The 22149-nt window shown below is 57.4% G+C and carries 12 protein-coding genes, 3 tRNA genes and 5 pseudogenes; 8 read left to right on the top strand and 12 right to left on the bottom strand.

Annotated elements, in window-relative coordinates; translation table 11 throughout:
- The first annotated feature begins 94 nt into the window (after window positions 1-94).
- The 5 genes and pseudogenes from ACZ0AI_RS05770 (at window position 95) to ACZ0AI_RS05790 (ending at window position 7501) form a co-directional block, all read left to right on the top strand.
- Window positions 95-1928 (top strand): annotated as a pseudogene (locus tag ACZ0AI_RS05770) (extracellular solute-binding protein).
- Complete coding sequence (locus ACZ0AI_RS05775; RefSeq protein WP_463564952.1) at window positions 1925-3775, top strand: extracellular solute-binding protein; 1851 nt, start codon at window positions 1925-1927, stop codon at window positions 3773-3775. Before ACZ0AI_RS05770 ends, ACZ0AI_RS05775 begins: the two are co-directional and overlap by 4 nt.
- Window positions 3776-4865, top strand: a pseudogene (locus tag ACZ0AI_RS05780) (microcin C ABC transporter permease YejB).
- A gap of 1 nt (window position 4866) precedes the next feature.
- On the top strand, window positions 4867-5886 hold the full coding sequence (locus ACZ0AI_RS05785; RefSeq protein ID WP_463564953.1) for an ABC transporter permease: 1020 nt from the start codon (window positions 4867-4869) through the stop codon (window positions 5884-5886).
- A gap of 1 nt (window position 5887) precedes the next feature.
- Window positions 5888-7501, top strand: coding sequence for an ABC transporter ATP-binding protein (locus ACZ0AI_RS05790; protein ID WP_463564954.1), 1614 nt, complete (start codon window positions 5888-5890; stop codon window positions 7499-7501).
- Between the two features lie 132 nt (window positions 7502-7633).
- Here ACZ0AI_RS05790 and ACZ0AI_RS05795 read toward each other — a convergent pair whose 3' ends face one another.
- From ACZ0AI_RS05795 to ACZ0AI_RS05830, 8 genes and pseudogenes are all read right to left on the bottom strand, one after another.
- The gene (locus ACZ0AI_RS05795) at window positions 7634-9493 is read right to left on the bottom strand and encodes a SurA N-terminal domain-containing protein (protein WP_463564955.1); all 1860 of its coding nucleotides are present in this window, start codon (window positions 9491-9493) and stop codon (window positions 7634-7636) included.
- A 217-nt stretch (window positions 9494-9710) separates the two neighbouring features.
- On the bottom strand, window positions 9711-9983 hold the full coding sequence (hupB, locus tag ACZ0AI_RS05800; protein WP_172152308.1) for a nucleoid-associated protein HU-beta: 273 nt from the start codon (window positions 9981-9983) through the stop codon (window positions 9711-9713).
- Between the two features lie 136 nt (window positions 9984-10119).
- Window positions 10120-12516: an endopeptidase La gene (gene lon / locus ACZ0AI_RS05805; RefSeq protein ID WP_463564956.1), complete on the bottom strand. Its 2397-nt coding sequence runs from the start codon at window positions 12514-12516 to the stop codon at window positions 10120-10122.
- Window positions 12517-12665: 149 nt separating this feature from the next.
- On the bottom strand, window positions 12666-13949 hold the full coding sequence (gene clpX / locus ACZ0AI_RS05810) for an ATP-dependent Clp protease ATP-binding subunit ClpX (RefSeq protein WP_463564957.1): 1284 nt from the start codon (window positions 13947-13949) through the stop codon (window positions 12666-12668).
- A gap of 112 nt (window positions 13950-14061) precedes the next feature.
- A pseudogene (clpP, locus tag ACZ0AI_RS05815) lies at window positions 14062-14698 on the bottom strand (ATP-dependent Clp endopeptidase proteolytic subunit ClpP).
- Window positions 14699-14791: 93 nt separating this feature from the next.
- Complete coding sequence (tig, locus tag ACZ0AI_RS05820; RefSeq protein WP_463564958.1) at window positions 14792-16102, bottom strand: trigger factor; 1311 nt, start codon at window positions 16100-16102, stop codon at window positions 14792-14794.
- A 544-nt stretch (window positions 16103-16646) separates the two neighbouring features.
- A pseudogene (locus tag ACZ0AI_RS05825) lies at window positions 16647-16766 on the bottom strand (phage portal protein); the annotation flags it as partial.
- 13 nt (window positions 16767-16779) lie between these two features.
- A pseudogene (locus ACZ0AI_RS05830) lies at window positions 16780-17195 on the bottom strand (phage terminase large subunit family protein); the annotation flags it as partial.
- Between ACZ0AI_RS05830 and ACZ0AI_RS05835 the strand changes: the two are divergent.
- Complete coding sequence (locus tag ACZ0AI_RS05835; RefSeq protein WP_463566106.1) at window positions 17113-17469, top strand: site-specific integrase; 357 nt, start codon at window positions 17113-17115, stop codon at window positions 17467-17469. The pseudogene ACZ0AI_RS05830 and the gene ACZ0AI_RS05835 sit on opposite strands and share 83 nt — an antisense overlap.
- A 146-nt stretch (window positions 17470-17615) precedes the next feature.
- Window positions 17616-18500, top strand: coding sequence for a BUD32 family EKC/KEOPS complex subunit (locus ACZ0AI_RS05840; RefSeq protein ID WP_463564959.1), 885 nt, complete (start codon window positions 17616-17618; stop codon window positions 18498-18500).
- Between the two features lie 221 nt (window positions 18501-18721).
- Here ACZ0AI_RS05840 and ACZ0AI_RS05845 read toward each other — a convergent pair.
- The 3 genes from ACZ0AI_RS05845 to ACZ0AI_RS05855 form a co-directional block, all read right to left on the bottom strand.
- Window positions 18722-18806, bottom strand: a tRNA-Leu gene (locus tag ACZ0AI_RS05845).
- A 61-nt stretch (window positions 18807-18867) separates the two neighbouring features.
- Window positions 18868-18943, bottom strand: a tRNA-His gene (locus ACZ0AI_RS05850).
- A gap of 38 nt (window positions 18944-18981) precedes the next feature.
- Window positions 18982-19058 (bottom strand) — tRNA-Arg (locus ACZ0AI_RS05855).
- Window positions 19059-19324: 266 nt separating this feature from the next.
- Between ACZ0AI_RS05855 and folD the strand changes: the two genes are divergently transcribed.
- Entirely contained in the window at window positions 19325-20179 is an 855-nt protein-coding gene (folD, locus tag ACZ0AI_RS05860) for a bifunctional methylenetetrahydrofolate dehydrogenase/methenyltetrahydrofolate cyclohydrolase FolD (RefSeq protein ID WP_225832133.1), read from the top strand.
- Window positions 20180-20223: 44 nt separating this feature from the next.
- Here folD and ACZ0AI_RS05865 read toward each other — a convergent pair whose 3' ends face one another.
- Window positions 20224-22146, bottom strand: coding sequence for a UvrD-helicase domain-containing protein (locus ACZ0AI_RS05865; protein ID WP_463564960.1), 1923 nt, complete (start codon window positions 22144-22146; stop codon window positions 20224-20226).
- Window positions 22147-22149 lie beyond the last annotated feature (3 nt).

Genomic DNA, 22149 nt, shown 5'->3' on the forward strand with positions numbered 1-22149 from the left:
ACACCTGATACGAGCGTTCGGGGCCGGCCTTTTTCCTGTACAGACAAGCTGTTACTGTACGGAAACCTTTGCCGCCCCAGACCGGATATTGCATTTGAGACGCCCTCTCCTCTCGCTGATTTTTGGCCTGGCCGCCAGCGTCCCGGCCCAGGCAACGCTCAGCGAAAGCCATGGCTATGCGCAGTTCGGCGCACTCAAATATCCAGCCAGTTTTACCCACTTCGACTGGGTGAATCCCGAAGCACCCAAGGGCGGAACGCTGAGGATCATGGCTGCTGGCAGCTTCGACACCCTCAACCCCTACACCTTCAAGGGCACCAGTCCAGTCGCCACGGCCAACTTTCTGCAATATGGCGTGACCGAGTTGAATGAGCCGCTGATGGTCGGTACCGGGATGTACGATCCCTCCGGTGACGAACCTGCCTCCAGTTACGGGTTGATCGCCCAATCGGTGGAGTACAGCGAAGACCGCAGCTGGGTGGTGTTCAATCTGCGCCCGGAAGCGCGCTTCCACGATGGCAAGCCGATCACCGCCTACGACGTGGCCTTTTCGTACCGTCTGCTGCTCAAGGAAGGTCACCCGCAGTACCGTACCAACCTGCAGGAAGTGAAGCGCGTCGATATCCTCAATCGACATCGCGTGCGCTTCGTCCTCAAGCGCTCGAACAACCCGCTGCTGATCCTGCGCCTGGGCGAGCTGCCGGTACTGCCACAACATTACTGGAAAGATCGCGACTTCAAGGCCACCACCTTCGAACCGCCACTGGGCAGTGGTCCCTATCGCATAAGCCAGGTCAACCCAGGTCGTGGCCTAAGCTTCGAACGGGTCAAAGACTGGTGGGGCGCCTCGCTGCCGGTCAACCGCGGCAAATACAACTTCGATCGCGTCGAAGTGGACTTCTACCGTGACAGCCATGTCGCCTTCGAAGCCTTCAAGGCCGGTGAATTCGACCTCTACATCGAACAGCAAGCGAAAAACTGGGCCAATAACTATCGCTTTCCTGCGGTGACCCGCGGCGATGTGGTACGTGCGGAAATCCCTCACCAGATTCCTACCCAGACTCAGGCGCTGTTCATGAACACGCGCCGCAGCACCTTCGAAGACGTACGGGTTCGCGAAGCCTTGGGCCTGATGTTCGACTTCGAATCGGACCAACCGCACGCTCTTCAACAGCTCCTACACCCGCGCCGCCAGCTACTACCCAAACAGTGAGTTCTCTGCCAAGGGCAAACCGGAGGGCGCGGAGTGGCTGTTGCTGTCACCGTTTCGCGCCCAACTGCCGCCGAGGCTATTCACCGAGCCGTTCCAGATGCCAGTCACCGACGGCCGTGGTATCCCCAGGGAAACCTTGCGCCACGCCCTTGGTCTATTGGCCGACGCTGGCTGGAAACCTTCTGGCCAGCGTTTGATGAACGATAAGGGACAGGCGCTGCGCTTCGAGATCCTGCTGGTCAATCCCAACCTCGAGCGTATCCTTCAGCCCTTCACCGAGAACCTCGCAAGCATCGGCATACAGGCCAGCCTGAGAACGGTGGATCGCGCTCAGTACAAGCAACGTCTGGATCAGTTCGAATTCGACATGATATTGCTGACCCTGCCGCAAACCCTTAGCCCAGGCCTGGAGCAGTCGCTGTACTTCCACTCCAGCCAGGCCAGCGTAAAAGGCGGGAAGAATTACGCAGGTATCAACGACCCTGTGGTCGATGCCTTGCTCGAAAAACTGCTTTCTGCCCGCAGCCGTGAAGAACAGGTGGCCGCCACCCGCGCCCTGGATCGCGTGATGCTCTGGCAGTACTACACCATTCCAAATTGGTACATCGACTATCACCGCCTGGCGTACCGCAACCGCTTTGCATTCGTTACCACGCCGCCCTACACACTAGGGCTGCGCACCTGGTGGCTGAAAACCACGGAGAACGCCCGATGACGCATCCACTGCGCTCATTCCTGATGCACGGCAGCGCCCTGCTGCTGCTTGGTCTTGCCAGCCTCACCCAGGCAGCACCGCAACACGCACTGACGCTTTACGGTGAGCCACCGAAGTATCCGGCCAATTTCAAACATTTCGACTACGTCAATCCCGATGCGCCCAAGGGCGGCATCCTGCGCCTGCCCGGCCTCAACGGGTTCGACAGCTTCAACCCGTTCATTCCCAAGGGCAACGCGGCCGACCGCGTGGGGCTGATCTACGACACCCTCACCTACCATTCGCCGGATGAGCCCTTTACCGAGTACGGGCTGCTGGCCGAAAAGGTCGAGAAGGCCGCAGACGATAGCTACGTGCGCTTCTTCCTCAACCCCAAGGCGCGCTTCCAGGATGGCGAACCCGTCACCGCCGAGGACGTGATCTTCACCTTCAACACCCTGCTCGAACATGGCGACCCCATGTACAAACACTATTACGCCGATGTCGCTGAAGTCGTCGCCGAGAACGCACGCACCGTGCGCTTCAACTTCAAGCACGCCGGGAATCGCGAACTGCCGCTGATTCTTGGCCAGTTGGCGATACTGCCCAAGCACTGGTGGGCAGAACGCGACTTCTCCCGCGGCAGCCTGGAGGTACCACTGGGCAGCGGCCCCTACCGCATCGCCGACTTCTCGCCGAACAGTTCGATCCGCTTCGAACGCGTCAAAGACTGGTGGGCGAAGGATCTGCCTGTGGCCCGCGGCCAATACAACTTCGACGAAATTCGCATTGAGTACTTTCGCGACATGGCCGTCGCCCTGGAAGCGTTCAAAGCGGGTCAATTCGACGTGAACCTCGAATATTCGGCAAAGGATTGGGCCACCGGCTACAACTCACCGGCCTTGCGCGCTGGGCGCTTCGTTCAAGAGGCCTTCCCCAACCGCAATCCGGCAGGCATGCAAGGCTTCGTGTTTAACACCCGCAAACCGCTGTTCCAAGATGCGCGCGTGCGTGAGGCGATCGCCCTGCTGTTCGATTTCGAATGGGCCAACAAGCAGCTTTTCTACGGCGCCTACAAGCGCACCAACAGCTACTTCGCGAACTCGGAAATGGCCGCCACCGGCCTGCCTAGCGAAGCGGAGCTGAAGCTGCTGGAACCGCTGCGCGGAAAGATCCCCGAAAAGGTCTTCACCGAAACCTTCAAGCCTCCTGTCAGCGACGGCAGCGGTATCATCCGCGATCAGGCCCGCCGCGCGTATCAGTTGCTTACCGAGGCCGGCTATCGTATCGAGAACGACAAGATGGTGGACGCTAATGGCAACCAGCTGGCGTTCGAGTTCCTCAATCACCAAGCCAACCTGGAACGGGTAATCCTGCCATTCAAGCGCAACCTGGCGGAGCTGGGGATCGACTTGCAGATTCGCCGCGTCGACGTCTCCCAGTACATCAACCGCCTGCGCTCGCGGGATTTCGAAATGACCTCGGCAATCTGGCCGCAGTCCAGTTCGCCGGGCAATGAGCAGCGCGAGTTCTGGCACTCCAGTAGCGCCGACAATCCGGGCAGCCGCAATCTTATCGGCCTACGCGACCCAGCCATTGACCAACTGGTCGATGGTCTGATCCGTGCGGACTCGCGCCAATCGCTGATCACTCATACAAGGGCGCTGGATCGCGTCCTGCTATGGGGCAACTACGTGGTGCCGAACTATTACGTCGACGCCTACCGAGTGGCCTACTGGAAGCGCTTCGGGCACCCGGAGAAATCGCCACTGTACGATTACGGTCTGATGACTTGGTGGCAGGAAAAGCCGGTCGGCGAAGTGGTCACTCCTGAAGAAACGTCCACCACCGAGCAGGAAGAACGCTAGATGCTGGCCTATATCCTGCGGCGGCTGCTGCTGATCATTCCGACCCTGTTTGGCATTTTGGTGATCAACTTCGTGATCATTCAAGCCGCACCTGGCGGCCCGGTCGAGCAGATGATCGCCAAACTCGAAGGCTTCGATGCGGCTTCCGGCGGTGCCACGGGGCGGATCTCCGGTGGCGGTGGCGGCGAAGTGGCAACCGCCGGCTCCAACTACCGTGGCGCCCAGGGTCTCGACCCCGAACTGATCGCCGAGATCGAGAAGATGTACGGTTTCGACAAATCGGCGCCCGAACGCTTCTGGATCATGCTCAAGAGCTACGCTCAACTGGATTTCGGAGAGAGCTTCTTTCGTGATGCCAAGGTCATCGACCTGATCATGGAGAAGATGCCCGTATCCATTTCCCTCGGGTTATGGAGCACATTGATCATGTACCTGGTGTCCATTCCGTTGGGTATCGCCAAGGCGACACGGCATGGCAGCGCGTTCGATGTGCTGGACCAGCTCGGCGATCATCATCGGTTACGCGATTCCGGCTTTCCTGTTCGCCATTCTGCTGATCGTATTGTTCGCCGGCGGCAGCTACTACGATTGGTTTCCGTTGCGCGGGCTGACCTCAAGCAACTTCGATGAGCTGAGCTTCAGCGGCAAGCTGCTCGACTATTTCTGGCACCTGGCGCTACCCGTCACCGCACTGGTGATTGGTAACTTCGCCACGCTCACCCTGCTGACCAAGAACAGCTTCCTCGATGAAATCAACAAGCAGTACGTGACCACCGCCAGGGCCAAGGGCCTGAGTAACACCCGCGTGCTCTACGGTCATGTTTTCCGGAACGCCATGCTGCTGATCATCGCCGGCTTCCCGGCGGCATTCATCGGCTTGTTCTTTACCGGCTCACTGCTGATCGAGGTGATCTTCTCCCTCGACGGCCTTGGTCTGCTGAGCTTCGAGGCGGCGATCAACCGCGACTACCCGATAGTCTTTGGCACCCTATTCATCTTCACCTTGCTGGGACTGGTCGTGAAACTGATCGGCGACATTACCTATACCCTGGTCGATCCGCGCATCGACTTCGAAAGCCGGGAGGGCTGATATGGCACTTTCCCCGCTCAATCAACGTCGTTTCAACATTTTCAAAGCCCACAAACGTGGTTGGTGGTCGCTGTGGATTTTCCTCGCCCTGTTCGTCGTAACCCTGGGCGCCGAGCTGATCGCCAACGACAAACCCTTGGTAGTCAGCTACGACGGTGAACTGTACTTTCCAGTGCTCAAGCGCTACCCGGAGACAACCTTTGGTGGCGAATTCCCGCTGCAGGCAAACTACAAGAGCCCGTACATCCAGGATCTGATCGAGCAGAAGGATGGCTGGATGGTCTGGCCACCGATTCCCTTCAGCTACTCCAGCATTAACTACGACCTCAAGGTACCGGCCCCCGCTCCGCCCTCAGCGGACAACTGGCTGGGTACCGATGACCAGGGCCGCGATGTACTGGCCCGGGTGATCTACGGCTTCCGCATTTCAGTGCTATTCGCCCTCTCCCTCACCTTGGCAAGCTCGGTTATCGGCGTCGCTGCGGGTGCCCTGCAGGGGTTCTACGGCGGCTGGGTGGATCTGACCGGGCAGCGCATCCTGGAGATCTGGTCAGGCCTGCCAGTACTGTACCTGTTGATCATCCTGGCCAGTTTCGTGCAGCCGAACTTTTGGTGGCTGCTGGGCCTGATGCTGCTGTTTTCCTGGATGAGTCTGGTGGATGTGGTGCGTGCCGAATTCCTCCGCGGCCGTAACCTGGAATACGTGCGCGCAGCCCGTGCGCTGGGCATGCGTAACGGCTCGATCATGTTCCGGCATATCCTGCCCAACGCCATGGTGTCGACCATGACCTTCTTGCCGTTCATCCTCACTGGCGCCATCGGCACGCTCACTGCGCTGGACTTCCTCGGCTTCGGCCTGCCTGCCGGCTCACCGTCGCTCGGCGAACTGGTGGCGCAGGGCAAATCCAATCTCCAGGCGCCATGGCTGGGAATGAGCGCCTTCGCCGTGCTGGCTATCATGCTCAGCTTGCTGGTATTCATCGGCGAGGCTGCCCGCGATGCCTTCGACCCGAGGAAATAAGATGACCGATCCTGAAAACCTCGTCGAAGTACGCGACCTGTCCGTAGCGTTCGTCAATGGCAACACGCAGCGGCACGTGGTCAACACCATCAGCTTCGACATTCGCCGCGGCGAAACCCTCGCACTGGTCGGTGAAAGCGGATCTGGAAAATCGGTCACCGCCCACTCGATCCTGCGCCTGCTGCCCTACCCGCAGGCGCAGCACCCCAGCGGCAGCATTCACTATGCCGATCAAGACCTGCTCAAGCTCAGCGAGAAGAAATTGCGTGGCATCCGTGGCAACCGCATCGCCATGGTGTTTCAAGAGCCGATGACCTCGCTGAACCCCTTGCACAGCATCGAGAAGCAGATCAACGAGGTGCTTGCCCTGCACAAGGGACTGAGCGGCAAGGCAGCCACACGGCGCACTCTGGAACTGCTGGAGCTGGTTGGAATACCGGAACCGCAGAAGCGCCTCAAGGCACTGCCCCACGAGCTGTCCGGCGGGCAACGTCAACGGGTGATGATCGCCATGGCCCTGGCCAACGAACCGGAGCTGCTGATCGCCGACGAGCCGACCACGGCCCTCGACGTCACCGTGCAGTTGAAGATTCTCGAATTGCTCAAGGAGCTGCAAGCGCGCCTGGGCATGGCCATGCTGATCATCAGCCATGACCTCAACTTGGTGCGGCGTATTGCCCACCGCGTCTGTGTAATGCAGAACGGCGAGCTGGTCGAACAGGCTGACTGCGAGTCCCTGTTCAATAACCCGCAACATCCCTATACCCGCGAGTTGCTGGCCGCCGAGCCGGATGGTAATCCGGTCGCCACTCAAGCGGGCGAAACCATGCTTGAAGTCGAAGACTTGCGCGTCTGGTTTCCGATCAAGAAAGGCTTACTGCGCCGCACCGTGGATCATGTGAAAGCGGTGGACGGCATCAATTTCAGCCTGCAACGCGGCCAGACGCTGGGCATCGTCGGCGAGAGCGGCTCGGGCAAGTCCACGCTGGGCCTGGCCATTCTGCGCTTGATCGGCAGCCAGGGAGGGATTCGCTTTGACAACCACCCCTTGAACGGCCTGTCGCAAAACCAGGTGCGTCCGTTCAGGCGCCAGATGCAAGTCGTCTTCCAGGATCCCTTCGGCAGCCTCAGCCCACGCATGACCGTGGGCATGATTGTCAGTGAAGGTCTGCGTATCCATGGCATCGGCAGTGACACCGAGCAAGAGCAAGCGATCATCGAAGCGCTTCTGGAGGTCGGCCTGGATCCTGAGAGCCGCCACCGCTATCCCCACGAGTTCTCTGGTGGTCAACGACAGCGTATCGCCATCGCGCGCGCGCTGGTGCTCAAACCGGCATTGATTCTGCTGGATGAGCCGACCTCGGCACTTGATCGCACCGTGCAGCGCCAGGTGGTCGAACTACTGCGCACACTGCAAACCAAGTACAACCTGACTTACCTGTTCATCAGCCATGATCTGGCGGTGGTACGGGCGCTAAGCCACCAATTGATGGTGGTCAAACAAGGCCAGGTCGTTGAGCAAGGTAACGCCGATTCGATTTTCCGGGCGCCGCAGCACGCCTACACCCAGCAATTGCTGGAAGCCGCGTTCCTCTTACCGGCCAGCAGCGCATAAGCCTGCGATCGCTGAATGTGAAAAGGCCCCTCTGTCTTGCGACGCGGGGCCTTTCCTTTGCTCTGAGACCAAACTGCAGAAATACAAAGGCCCCGAAATCGGGGCCTTTGTTTATTCAGCGGACATCCGCACTTAGAAGCGCTCGATGTCTGCCTTGCTCTCCAACTGCTTGCGGAAGGCCGCGAAGTCCTGCTGGCCACTGCGTGAGGCCAGGAAGCGACGGTACATCGCCTTCTCTTCGTCACTCAGCGCCTCTTCAGGCTCACTGACACCTTTCAGGCGTATGACTACGAAGTCTCCATTATTCAGCGCTATACCGCTGAACTCGGAAGCTTCGCCAGTCGGCTTGGGCATACGGAACAGTGCCTGCAGCACAGCCGGGTCAACACCTTCCTGGTTGCGGGTAGCAGCTTCTACCACTTGCCAGTCCGAGTCTTGCACCTGCCCCTTGCCGTCACGCAGCTCGGTAACCAGCGACTCGCCAGCAGCCTTGGCTGCTTCGCTAGCACGGGTCTGGGTGAGTTGCTCACGAATGCTGCCACTCACCTGCTCCAGCGTCAGCTGCTGCGGCTTGCGGTGCTCCTTGACGCGAACCACTACCAGCGTGCTTGGATCAAGCTCAATGGCACTGCTGTTGCTACCGTTTTCCAGCACTTCCTCGCTGAAAGCGGCCTGCAACACTTGGCGGTTACCGGCGATGCCTTCACCACCCTGACGACCAAACGGCTCACTGGTTTGCACTTTCAGGCCCAGTTCCTGTGCTGGCTGAGCCAGATCCGAAGATTCGAACGCCGCGTCTTCCAGTTGCTTGGTCGCTTCGACGAAACGTTGTTCGACGCGCTGAGTCTTGAGGTCGGCTTCCAGCTTTTCCTTCATGCTGGCGAGTGTCGGCACTTCAGGAGCCTGCACACCCAACAGTTTGATCAGATGCCAGCCGAACTCGCTACGTACCGGTGCCGATACTTCGTCTTTGTTCAATGCGTAGAGAGCATCCTCGAAGGCGGGGTCATACACACCCTTGCCCGCGTAACCGAGATCCCCACCCTCACTGGCTGAACCTGGATCCTGAGAAAACTCCTTGGCCAACGCAGCGAAATCTTCGCCCTGTTGCAGGCGTTTCTGCACGTCTTCGATCTTAGCCTTGGCCTGTTCGTCGCTGCTGTCGCCGCCAACTTCGATGAGTATATGCGCCGCCTGGCGCTGCTCGGCCAGGTTGGCAATTTCCGACTCGTAGGCGGTTTTCAGCTCTTCGTCGCTGACGGATATTTCCGAGAAGAAAGCGTCTTTCTTCAGTTCGACGTACTCGAGTACCACCTGCTCTGGGCTCATGAACTGAGACTGCTGAGCGTCGTAGTAGGCTTTGACGTCATCATCGCTAACCTGCACCGCACCGGCATCCACCTTGATGGTACGGGTGGCGAAATCGCGGGTCTGTTTCTCCAGGCGGGCGAATGCTTTGACTTCTTCATCGGTGACGAAACCGCTGCCAGACAGCCCGGCACGCAATTGGCCGATCAGCATTTCCTGCTCAAGCATCTGACGGAACTGCATGCGGTTGTAGCCGAGCTGACGAATCACCTGATCGAAGCGTTCAGCGTTGAAACGGCCATCAACCTGGAACTCAGGCGTCTGTACGATCACTTGGTCGAGTGCAGGCTGAGAAAAGGCGAACTTGGCATCGGCAGCGCCCTGAACCAGCAGTGAGCGCTCGATCAACCCTTTCAAGGAAGCTTCACGCAGCAGATTCTCATCCAGCAGCGATGCATCGAATTCCTGACCAAGCTGTTGCAACAGTTGGCGACGCTGCATTTCCACAGCTTGATTGAGTTCGTTCTGGCTGATTGCCTCACCATTCACTTCGGCAGCGTTTTGGCTGTTGCTGGTACCGGTAATAATGGCGTCAACGCCGGTCAGCGCCATAAGAACGACGATCAGGCCGATGATGGTTTTGGCAATCCAACCCTGTGAATTGTCCCTGATATTTTGCAGCATGCTTCCCCCAGAACGACCACGTACTAAAAATGGCCGCGCAGCGTGGGTAAATTCCGGATAGAAGAAAGGCGCATCCTGGGATGCGCCTTCTCGTAACGTGCGAAGCGGATCGGGATCATCAATCTACAATCCCCGGCGTCACAGACCAGATAGTCTTATTGCCGCTCCACAACCGAGCCGGGGTTAGCCGACCCGGCGGGCAAAGGCCCGAAGACGCTTAGTTGACGGCGTCTTTCAGTGCTTTACCAGCTTTGAAACCTGGGATCTTGGCAGCAGCGATGCTGATCGGCTTACCAGTCTGCGGATTGCGGCCAGTGCGAGCAGCGCGATCCTTGACAGCGAAAGTACCGAAACCCACCAGTACAACGGAGTCCCCAGCCTTCAGAGCACCAGTAACGGATTCAATTACTGCGTCCAGCGCACGGCCAGCAACAGCTTTCGGGATATCAGCAGATGCAGCGATGGCATCGATCAGTTCCGACTTGTTCACTCTAAGTCCCCTTAATTTCGGTTGAGTTTGTTTCTTGATTTTAATGGAAGCGAATCGGGTGCTGGATGGCCTGCCGACACGGGTAAGAGCCGCTTTATAGCAAGGGCTCTAAAATAGTGTCAAGGAAGCCAACCGGCTAATGCGTGCTGATTCGCTCCTTGGAATCAGTCTCGCGTTTTTCATCCTTTGCAACCAACTCCGGAGCCGCGTCTGGCAAGGGCTCCGGGGCGTATTGCAGCGCAATTTGCAGGACCTCGTCAATCCATTTAACCGGTTTAATCTGCAGGTCTTGCTTGATGTTCTCCGGAATTTCCTTGAGATCGCGAACATTCTCCTGAGGAATGATCACCGTTTTGATTCCACCCCGATGCGCAGCAAGCAGCTTTTCCTTCAAGCCGCCGATCGCCAGTACCTGACCTCGCAAGGTGATTTCACCGGTCATTGCAACATCCGCACGAACCGGAATCTGCGTCAATGCCGACACCAAAGCAGTGCACATACCGACACCCGCACTCGGGCCATCCTTCGGCGTAGCACCTTCCGGCATGTGGATGTGGATATCACGTTTTTCGTAGAAATCCGGAGCCACCCCGAGGCTTTTGGCACGGCTGCGCACCACTGTTTGCGCGGCTGTGATCGATTCGACCATCACATCGCCCAGTGAGCCAGTCTTGATCAGATTACCCTTGCCAGGCACCACTGCAGCCTCGATTGTCAGCAGTTCACCGCCCACCTGAGTCCACGCCAAACCGGTTACCTGACCGATCTGATCCTGCTGCTCGGCAAGGCCATAACGATGCTTTCGAACGCCCAAATACTCTTCGAGCATATCGGCCGTTACCAGCACCTGGAAGCGTTTTTCCTTGATGTGCTGCTTGACGACACGGCGGCAGACTTTAGCGATTTGTCGCTCCAAGCTGCGCACACCCGCTTCTCTGGTGTAGTAACGAATAATGTCGCGAATCGACTCATTGTCGAATTCCAGCTCGGTTTTTTTCAGTCCATTAGCCTGAATCTGCTTGGGCGCGAGGTATTTGACGGCGATATTGATCTTCTCATCCTCGGTGTAACCCGGCAGGCGAATCACTTCCATCCGATCCAGCAAGGCTGCCGGAATATTCATGGAGTTGGCCGTGCACAGGAACATCACGTCGGACAGGTCGTAATCGACTTCAAGATAATGGTCATTGAAGTTGTGATTTTGCTCCGGATCGAGCACCTCGAGCAGCGCGGAAGCAGGGTCGCCGCGCATGTCCTGGCCCATCTTGTCGATTTCGTCGAGCAGAAACAATGGATTGCGCACACCAACTTTGGTCATCTTCTGGATCAGACGACCAGGCATAGAGCCAATGTAGGTACGGCGATGACCGCGAATTTCCGCTTCATCACGCACGCCACCCAACGCCATGCGCACAAACTTTCGATTGGTAGCACTGGCAATGGATTCGGCAAGAGACGTCTTGCCAACGCCAGGAGGGCCAACCAAGCACAGAACCGGGCCCTTGAGCTTCTTCACCCGCTTCTGCACAGCGAGATACTCAAGGATGCGCTCTTTGACCTCTTCGAGGCCGTAATGATCGGCATCCAGAATGCTTTCGGCACGGGTTAGATCCAGGCGTACTTTGCTTTGCGCCTTCCACGGTACGTTTACCAGCCAGTCGATGTAGGAACGTACCACCGTAGCTTCAGCGGACATCGGCGACATCTGTTTAAGCTTGTTCAGCTCAGCCTGAGCCTTACCGTAGGCTTCCTTGGTCAGCCCGGCATTCTCGATGCGGCGCTTGATCTCATCGAGTTCGTTGTGCCCTTCCTCGCCGTCGCCAAGCTCCTTCTGAATGGCCTTCATCTGCTCATTCAGGTAGTACTCGCGCTGACTGCGCTCCATCTGCTTCTTCACGCGGCCGCGAATACGCTTTTCAACTTGAAGCAAATCGATTTCGGCGTCCAGCAGTGCCAGTACGTGCTCAACACGGGTTGGCAGATCAACGATTTCGAGGATTTCCTGCTTCTGCTCGATCTTCAACACCATGTGCGCCGCCATGGTATCGACCAGGCGACTGGGCTCATCGATGCTATTGAGAGATGACAGCACTTCGGCAGGCACTTTCTTGCCTAGCTGCACGTATTGCTCGAACTGACTCAGCAGGCTGCGGGTGAACACCTCGGCCTCACGCTCCGGCGCATCGACCTCGTCAAGCAGCTGGACTTCAGCTCGGCTATAACCGTCAGCCTCGATGAACTGTTCAATCTCACCGCGCTGCTCGCCCTCAACCAGCACCTTGACAGTGCCGTCCGGCAATTTGAGCAATTGCAGCACGGTCGCGACGGTACCGACGCGGTAGAGCCCTTCTTCACTCGGCTCATCGTCAGCGGGATTTCTCTGGGCCAGCAGCAGGATCTGCTTTTCCCCATTCATCGCGGCTTCAAGCGCCTCGATGGACTTCTCGCGCCCCACGAAAAGCGGGATGACCATGTGCGGATAGACCACGACATCGCGCAAAGGCAGGAGAGGCAATTCGATGGTTGTCTTCATGATTTTGGCTCTACAGCGGCCTTGCGGCCGTAAACAGTGGGAGTACCCTTGCCGTTAAGATGGGGGTAGCCCCAGGAAAAAACAAGCACTGCTGTCAGCAAAAACAAAGGGGCCCGCAGGCCCCTTGCTTTCAACATGTGACAGACGCGTTACGCGTCAGGCGCTGCCTTGGCAACAGGCGCCTCAGTGTTCTCGTAGATCAGCAGCGGCTTGGAGGTGCCATTGATGACACTCTCATCAATGACTACCTTACTGACGTCCGATTGCGATGGAATCTCATACATCGTGTCCAGCAACACGCTTTCAAGAATCGAACGCAGGCCACGAGCACCCGTCTTGCGCTCCAGCGCCTTCAGAGCAACAGCTTTGAGAGCATCAGGGCGGAACTCAAGATCCACGCCTTCCATCTCGAATAACTTGCCGTACTGCTTGGTCAGCGCATTCTTCGGCTCGGTGAGAATCTGCACCAGAGCAGCCTCATCAAGCTCTTCCAGCGTCGCGATGACCGGCAAGCGGCCAACGAACTCGGGAATCAGACCGAACTTGACCAAATCATCCGGCTCGATCTCACGGAGCGACTCACCAATCTTCTTGCCGAGATCCTTGGTGCGCACCTCGGCACTAAAACCAATTCCGCCCTTGGTGGAACGGCCCTGGATCACTTTCTCGATACCGGCGAATGCACCACCGCAGATGAACAGGATGTTGCGCGTATCGACCTGCAAAAACTCCTGCTGAGGATGCTTGCGGCCACCCTGAGGCGGAACCGAGGCGACTGTGCCTTCGATCAACTTCAGCAGCGCCTGCTGTACGCCCTCGCCCGAGACGTCGCGGGTAATCGACGGGTTATCGGACTTACGGGAAATTTTGTCGATCTCATCGATGTAGACGATACCCATCTGGGCCTTCTCGACATCGTAATCGCACTTCTGCAGCAGCTTCTGAATAATGTTCTCGACGTCTTCCCCCACATAACCCGCTTCGGTCAAGGTGGTGGCATCAGCAATGGTGAACGGAACATTCAGCAGCCGCGCTAGCGTTTCAGCCAGCAGCGTCTTACCGGAGCCTGTCGGGCCTAGGAGCAGGATGTTGCTCTTGCCGAGTTCGACGTCATCCTTCTTCTCGCGCTGATTGAGCCGCTTGTAGTGGTTGTAGACCGCGACCGCCAAGATCTTCTTGGCTCGCTCCTGACCGATCACGTACTGATCGAGGATCGAGCTGATCTCCTTGGGAGCTGGCAGCTTGTGTGCACTGCTCTCGGCCTGGGCTTCCTGAACCTCCTCGCGGATGATGTCGTTGCACAGGTCGACGCACTCGTCGCAGATAAAGACCGAGGGCCCGGCAATCAATTTGCGCACTTCATGCTGGCTTTTGCCGCAGAAGGAGCAATAGAGCAGCTTGCCGTTGTCCTCGCCGTTGCGGGTGTCAGTCATTCGTTCGATCCAAATCCGATAGGCTTACAACAGAAGATGAAGGCTCTTGCGGGCTTTTTCAAGCCCGCAAGTGATCGGAATAACCGACCGCGCCTATTTATAGCTGCTTATTTCAAGCGGGACGCTGGGCAATGACTTCGTCGATCAGCCCGTAGGCAAGCGCAGCCTCTGCACTCATGAAATTATCGCGATTGGTGTCGCGCTCGATTTCTTCAAGGGTGTGCCCGCTGTGCTTGGCCATCAGCGTGTTCAAACGCTCGCGGATAAAGAGGATTTCCTTGGCATGGATTTCGATATCCGAGGCCTGCCCCTGAAAACCGCCCAGCGGCTGGTGAATCATCACGCGCGAGTTCGGCAGGCAGAAACGCTTGCCAGGCGCACCGGCGGTCAGCAGGAATGCGCCCATGCTGCAGGCCTGACCGATACAGGTGGTCGACACGTTAGGCTTGATGAACTGCATGGTGTCGTAGATCGACATGCCCGCGGTCACCGAACCACCCGGAGAGTTGATATAGAGATGGATGTCCTTGTCCGGGTTTTCCGCTTCAAGGAACAGCAATTGCGCACAGATCAGGTTGGCCATGTAGTCCTCTACGGGGCCCACCAGAAAAATCACTCGTTCCTTGAGCAGGCGCGAGTAGATGTCGTAAGCGCGCTCGCCACGAGCCGACTGTTCGACAACCATCGGAACCAGACCACCAGCGGCCTGGATATCAGAAGTTCTGCTGAATATACGAATTACGGAACATGCTCTGCAGTCACTCCCAAATAGTTATGTCTTGAATACGCATAAGCCAGCACGAAGGCTGGCTTATGGTGTGTACGTCTTAGCGCAGAGACGATCAGGCGGCTTGCGGAGCTTCTACCGGCTTGACTGCTTCTTCGTAAGAGACTGACTTGTCAGTCACACTAGCCTTCTGCAAAACAGTATCTACAACTTGCTCTTCCAGTACAACCGAACGAACCTCGTTCATCTGCTGGTCGTTCTTGTAGTACCACGCCACGACCTGCTCAGGCTCCTGGTAGGCCGAAGCCATTTCCTGGATCAATTCACGGACGCGAGCGTCGTCAGGCTTCAGTTCGAACTGCTTGACCACTTCGGCAACGATCAGGCCGAGAGAAACACGGCGCTTGGCTTGCTCTTCGAACAGCTCGGCCGGCAGCTGATCCGGCTTGATGTTGCCACCGAACTGCTGAACAGCCTGCACACGCAGATTGTTGACTTCACTGGCAATCAGCGCCTTAGGCACTTCGACCGGATTGGACGCCAACAGGCCATCCATCACCTGATTCTTGATTTTGGACTTGATGGCTTGGCGCAGCTCACGCTCCATGTTCTTGCGAACTTCGGTGCGGAAACCTTCCAGACCGCCTTCCTTGATGCCGAACAGGGTGAAAAACTCATCGTTCAGCTCTGGCAGTTGCGGAGCGGAGACGCTGTTCACCTTGACGGTGAATTCCGCGGTCTTGCCGGCCAGATCGAGGTTCTGATAGTCCTCTGGGAAGGTCGGATTGATCACACGCTCTTCACCAGCTTTGGCGCCGACCAGGGCGTCTTCGAAGCCTGGGATCATACGGCCGGAGCCCAGAACCAGCTGAGTGCCGGTAGCGGAACCGCCAGCGAAGGCTTCACCGTCGATCTTGCCGACGAAGTCGATGTTCAGTTGATCGTCTTTCTCGGCAGCACGCTCGACGGCTTCGAAACGGGTGTTCTGCTTGCGCAGGATATCCAGCATGTTATCGACATCAGTGTCGGCCACTTCGGCCTGCTGACGCTCGATAGCGATGCCATCAAGACCACCGATGGTGATTTCCGGGAACACTTCGAAGGTAGCGATGAATTCCAGATCCTTACCTTTCTCCAGCACTTTCGGCTCGACCGACGGCTGACCGGCAGGCGCAAGCTTCTGCTCGGCAATTGCCTCATAAAAGGAGGACTGAATCACGTCGCCTACGGCTTCCTGGCGTGCATCGGCTTCAAAGCGCTGACGAATCACGCTCATTGGCACCTTGCCAGGACGGAAACCAGGGATCTTGGCCTTCTGTGCAGTCTGCTGCAGACGCTTGTTGACCTGAGTCTCGATACGCTCGGCCGGCACAGTAATGCTCATGCGGCGCTCGAGAGCGGAAGTGCTTTCAACAGAAACTTGCATGGATATTCCTCGTTGCACAGACGTATGCCGGCCGTTTACCGACCCCATTTAAGGGCATGCATTCTAGAGGGAGGTGTTGCAGAAGTCACCCTAGATGCAGGTGGCAAACGGGAGGGGCGCTAAAGATGGTGCGGACGGAGAGACTCGAGCTCATCGCAGCCTCCCCCACCACACGTGTAACCCGCATTCTCTCTGGCTCGCGCTCAGAGCGTCAGCCTGAATTTGTTCCCAAGTCGTTCCCAAGAACGAAGGGGAGCGGCACTTTAAAAGGCGCCTCCGGCGTGGTCAACCAAATTTTCAGTTCAGCCCTCTTTTTAGGTTAATTTTGGTAATCGAGTGGAATTTATGAGCTGAAACCCAAACAGATCAAAGGTTTACCTAGATTTCCTAACGGTAATAATTTGGTAATTTCTAGGTAAGCTCATTATTCAATCTCGGCGCAATGCCCCTAAAAATAAAAACTCTTTAAAAACAATCAGATAATAATTTATTACCTGACAACTCACCAAGAATCACCAGCAAAGGCAATCTGTCCAAGTCAGTAGCTGTCCTTCATCGCCGCGCGCAGATCAGAGACGAACGATTCATCCTGCACCGCGTCCGTCATGTACAGGATGAACCCCGAATGACTGCCGTTCTGGTAGTGCTTGCGCCGGCAGCACGTAAACTTCCTGGCTGATAACGTCCCACGCCTTCATCACGAGCTTGGTTTTCACCTCCGGGCTGTAACTGAACGTCCGCAGCCCTGGGAAGAACTGCTTAACCAGTTGAGCAACACCTGCGCCCATACCCCGGTACCGATGCCGGTGCAGTCCACCCAATAGCGCTTGGTTATCTGCTCAATAGTTTTGGCCTGCGCCTCGAAATCCATGCCCCGGAACTGGTGCTTTTCAATCAGGCAGAACTTGCCGCCCGTCTCCGCTGGGTCATAACCGATCCACACCTGCCGCTCGCCCAGCGGTCTGGGCGCGAATGGCTTGTAGTCCTCCTACACATCCCAGCTATCCACCATGCACGGCTGCAGCATCGTCAACAGGAAGATGCTGTCGCCATCATTCGTGAAGTGGCACATCAGCAAGTTATTGAACGCCTGCACCACCACCACCGCTCACTCAAGCTCGGACATACTGCCTAAGGGCTTCTGGAAGCCGCACCTGCATGCGGTGGACGTGCGCTACCGCGGCCCGAACAACTGCCGACATACCTACGCAAGCCAGCTTCTGAGCACCAGCGAGGTGCCGATGGACTGGATCGCGGAACAGATGGGCCACACGTCGACCGCAATGATCTGGCGGCACTACGGCAAATGGATCAACCGTGACGGCGCCGACATGACCGGCATCCTGAAGCATGCTTTGAAGGTGTAGCTCGCAGACACAAAAAAATCCTTTCTGAGACGAACTGAAACAGAACTAGCCATTGCAGGCTCATTCGGTTGTCAGACGGGGTGTCATTCACGAATTCTTCACAACAGGTATGCTGGCTGAACAAGAGCTGAACAAGATGAGGATTCATGCGCTATCTAAAAAAATATATTGACAAATTTAGCGTCTCACAAAGTTCCGGCAGATATAGGCTCCACCTACGCGAAGGGTGCGAGCTTGAGGGACTTCTGCCAGCACTGAACAACCTTAGCGTCTCCGAACAGTCAATTGACGCGTCGCGTACCAGCCAAGCACTTCATCTCAATAAAGAAAGTCTTTTCGTTAAGCGTTTTGCCGCAGGAGATCTGAAACACAGCTTGCGAATGACGTTTGGGCTAAAGCGGCGGCGCGGCGGAGTGGATTGGCCAATCGCTGAGTTGATCAATAGCTGCGAGGTGATATCCCGTTCAGGTGGCCTACCCGACCTTTTGGGATTCGGCTATCGCCTCTCTAATCTGGGGCTTGTTGAAGAGATCTACCTCCTCTTCGATCTGCTTGAGGGGTATGTAAACGGCGTCGACTGGCTTGACAGCATCAAAGACAAACCAGATGAGATGGAGAAGTTCCTTTCGGATTGCGTTCAGCTGATTGCCGGCCTGAATCAGCTAAATATTTATCACCTTGATCCCTGGCTGGAAAACATCATGCTTCATCCGGATCGCCCCCGCGAGCTGATCCCAATCGACGTTGAGAACTGCTTTATAGGAGAGCCCGATGCTCCATTTGTGGTCGCAGGCTTTCAGTACGGGTACATGTTTCAACGCGGGCCAATGCGAGTGTTTTCAGAAGAGCGATTTGATGAAATGGTTCGTGAGGTGCTCGAAACCTACCCAGGCTTCGAAGAGGCGCACATGGAGCCGTACTCTCAGTGCAAACGCTCTTGGCTGGGAAGGAAGCAACGGCAGCTGACCCCTTATGGTGTTATCCAAGCCGATGACGTACATCCTTTCCCTGATCAGTTGATAAGGGCATAGAACACGTGATCATGCAGGTCTAGCCGAACAGGGGCGGCCTGCACGTTGATCGACAACTCAGCGATAGATAGGCCTACGTCCGAAGCAATTTGGGGCACTAGAAACGACAAAAGGCAGCCTTTTCAGGCTGCCTTTTTCGTTCGCTATTCCCAGAGTGTTCCCAAATCCGTTCCCAATTCAGGGTGGATCAGCCTACAGCCCTTTAGAATCAGCTACTTACATGGTGCGGACGGAGAGACTCGAACTCTCACACCTTGCGGCGCTGGAACCTAAATCCAGTGTGTCTACCAATTCCACCACGTCCGCGTGGTAATACATTTTCTACAAACAAAAACGCCAGGCTTTAAGGCCTGGCGCTTTCAGAATATGGGGTGGACGAAGGGGATCGAACCCTCGACACCAGGAGCCACAATCCTGTGCTCTACCAACTGAGCTACGCCCACCATATTGCTTTACTGCTTACTTGTGCCGACTCACCTAGTGGCGCACCCGGCAGGACTCGAACCTGCGACCATCCGCTTAGAAGGCGGATGCTCTATCCAGCTGAGCTACGGGCACTTATCCATCCACCAGAGCAGACTTCAAGCTTCGACTAGAGCGGCTACTTTCGTTGCTGCCTTTGCCGCTTTACCCTGTCACTTGCTGTGCTCGCCAAGTGGTGCGCATCTTATAGAGCGCCCCCTAGGTCGTCAACACCCAAATCTAAAAAATTCAGTTAGATAAAGGAGTTACACCAAATCTACTCTCTGGCGCCTTTGCCCCTCCTTAATGCCATGCGAGAATGCGCGTCCTTTTTTCTCCCTTTCGATGGTTAACCAAGCGCAATGACCGCACAACTGATAGATGGCAAAGCGATTGCCGCCAATATCCGCCAGCAGATCGCCCAGCGCGTCGCCGACAGACGCCAGCAAGGACTGCGCGCACCCGGCCTGGCAGTGATTCTGGTCGGCAGCGATCCCGCCTCTGAGGTTTATGTCGCGCACAAGCGCAAGGACTGTGAGGAAGTCGGCTTCGTTTCCCGCGCTTACGACCTGAGCGCTGAAACCAGCCAGGACGAACTGCTCGCCCTGATCGACTCCTTGAATGAAGACACCAGCATTGATGGCATCCTGGTTCAGCTGCCGCTGCCGGCACACCTCGATTCCTCTTTGCTGCTCGAGCGCATCCGCCCGGACAAGGATGTGGACGGCTTCCATCCTTACAACATCGGTCGCCTGGCTCAGCGCATGCCGCTGCTACGCCCCTGCACCCCCAAGGGCATCATGACCCTGCTGGCGAGTACCGGGCAGGATCTCTATGGCATGCATGCCGTGGTGGTGGGCGCCTCGAATATCGTCGGCCGGCCAATGGCCATGGAGCTGCTGCTGGGCGGTTGCACCGTGACCGTCACGCACCGCTTCACCAAGGATTTGCCCGGCCACGTAGCTCAGGCAGATATCGTCGTGGTAGCGGCCGGCAAACCCGGCCTGGTCAAAGGTGAGTGGATCAAGGAAGGCGCCATCGTCATCGACGTGGGCATCAACCGTCAGACGGACGGCAAGCTGATTGGCGATGTGGTGTACGAAACCGCCCTGCCCCGCGCTGGCTGGATTACCCCGGTGCCAGGCGGCGTAGGCCCGATGACCCGCGCCTGCCTGCTGGAAAACACCCTGCACGCAGCGGAACATCTGCACGCCTGATGGCGGCTCGCAGTAATGAAAACGGCGCCTTCGAGGCGCCGTTTTTATTTCAGTGTGCTCGTCGCCCCCTGAGGCTTGCGCACGAACCACAGCACCCGGCTCACGCCGCGGGTCACCGCCACGTAGCCAAGACGCAGGCTTTCGTCGGCCATTGCCTGATCGTAGCTGTTGGCGAAGAAGCCACAGTGCGCGTACAGCGCGTTGCGCAATGGATGAGGCGCGGGCGGCAGGCAGTCGTCGATGATGATCGCCACCTCGGCTTGCAGCCCCTTGGCGCGATGAATGGTGTAGGCCTTCACCGGTAGCTTGCGGTCGAGCCCGGCCTGCACCTCCTTGAGGGTCTCATTACGCCGCCCCAGTAGTAGCACCGCGGTTCGCTCCCCGGAATCGATGGAACTGGCGTATGCACACTGCGCGGCGATTTCCCTCAGCAGATCGGGCATCTGCCGGGCCAGATCGAATGGTGTCACCAGTTGTACGCCATGCCCGCCGGGCGGTGCGGTTCTGATCGCCTCGGTGGTTTTCTCCTGCTTGAAGGCCACCTCGCGCAGAATCGACTCGGCATCACGGATAACCGGTTCGATCGAGCGGTAGTTCGCCTGCAGCATCAGCACCGCACTCTTGCCCTTGCCTTTGCTCGGGAAGTGCCGATCGAAGGTCATGAACAACTCCGGCGAACTACCGCGCCAACCATAGATCGACTGCCAGTCATCACCGATGGCCATCAGGCTCACCGCCGTTGCAGCGCCAGCCAGGCGCCGATGCACCGCCTGCAGCCATTGCACAATCTGCGGTGAGACATCCTGAAATTCGTCGATCAACAGGTGGGAGAAATTCGCCAGCGACTCGGCGGGTAGCCGCCCGTCGCCTTCATCGAGCATCTGCGTCAGCTGCTGAAAGGCGCCGTTGAAGGTCATCAGGCCCTGTTCGCCAAGACGCTGCTGCAATGCCCGCCAGAAGGCCTGCAACGCAAAGAGAAAAAGGCGCTCCTGATCCGAACAAGGCACCGCGGCCACCGCCAGCTGGTCGATGCGAATGCCGATGCTCTCGATAAAGCCTGCCTGCCCGTGGAACACCTCGAAAAGTGGTGCAGCGTGCAGCTCGCCCGCCAGCCTGAATGGCTGCATTGGCGCTTTGGGCAAGGGCTTCTGCTCATCCGGTACAGGCGAACCCAACAAGGCGTGAACCTGCGAGCGAAACGCCGGATCATCGACGTAGCAAGCCTGATACACCTCTTTCAGCAAGCGCCCCTGCGCAGCCCCCAGACGCCCGCCGGCCAGCGGATTATCGGGCTCGCTGGACGAGGCCTGTCGATCACCAAGCTGCTCGAACCAGCCTGGATTGCCCAATACCTGACGGGCCAGCACGCCCATGGCGGAGTGAAAGGTACGCACGCACTGCTGTACCGCCCGCTCGTCGACCGGCGACGACCAGAACCCCAGCACCTTGAGCAGCCGCTCGCGCAGCTCGACGCAGGATGCATTGGTAAAGGAAATCACCGTCAACCGCTCGGGCTCGATGTTCAGGTGACAGAGCATGAAGACCACACGCAGCACCAGCGTCGTCGACTTGCCCGATCCTGCACCGGCAAAGATGCGCGTCAGCGGCTGGCGCCCAAGGATCATTGCCCACTGCTCGTCGGAGGGCGCACCGACCACCCCGGCAGCAACGGCTCGCGCGACGGTGTCACGCATGGCCTGCTCCTGAGTCGAGCTGATTGTCATCGCTGCCGCCGAGTAGATACCGGCGCTCGGGCGCCTAACGGGCTTTTTTGTTGCGGAGCTTGCGCCCTTCCCTGCGCGTTTTGGAGCTGCAGTTTTTTTTGCAGAGGTGGCTTTGCTTTTAGCTTTCGGTGCAGCCTTCAGCCGTTCAGCCGCCGCATGCTTTTCAGCCTCAAGATAAGCGGCAGTACGCGGAAAATAGCGGGCCAGCGTAGTGGAAAGCAGCAGTTTGTAACGCGTCAGCATGGT

Source organism: Pseudomonas sp. AC355 (assembly GCF_979258205.1).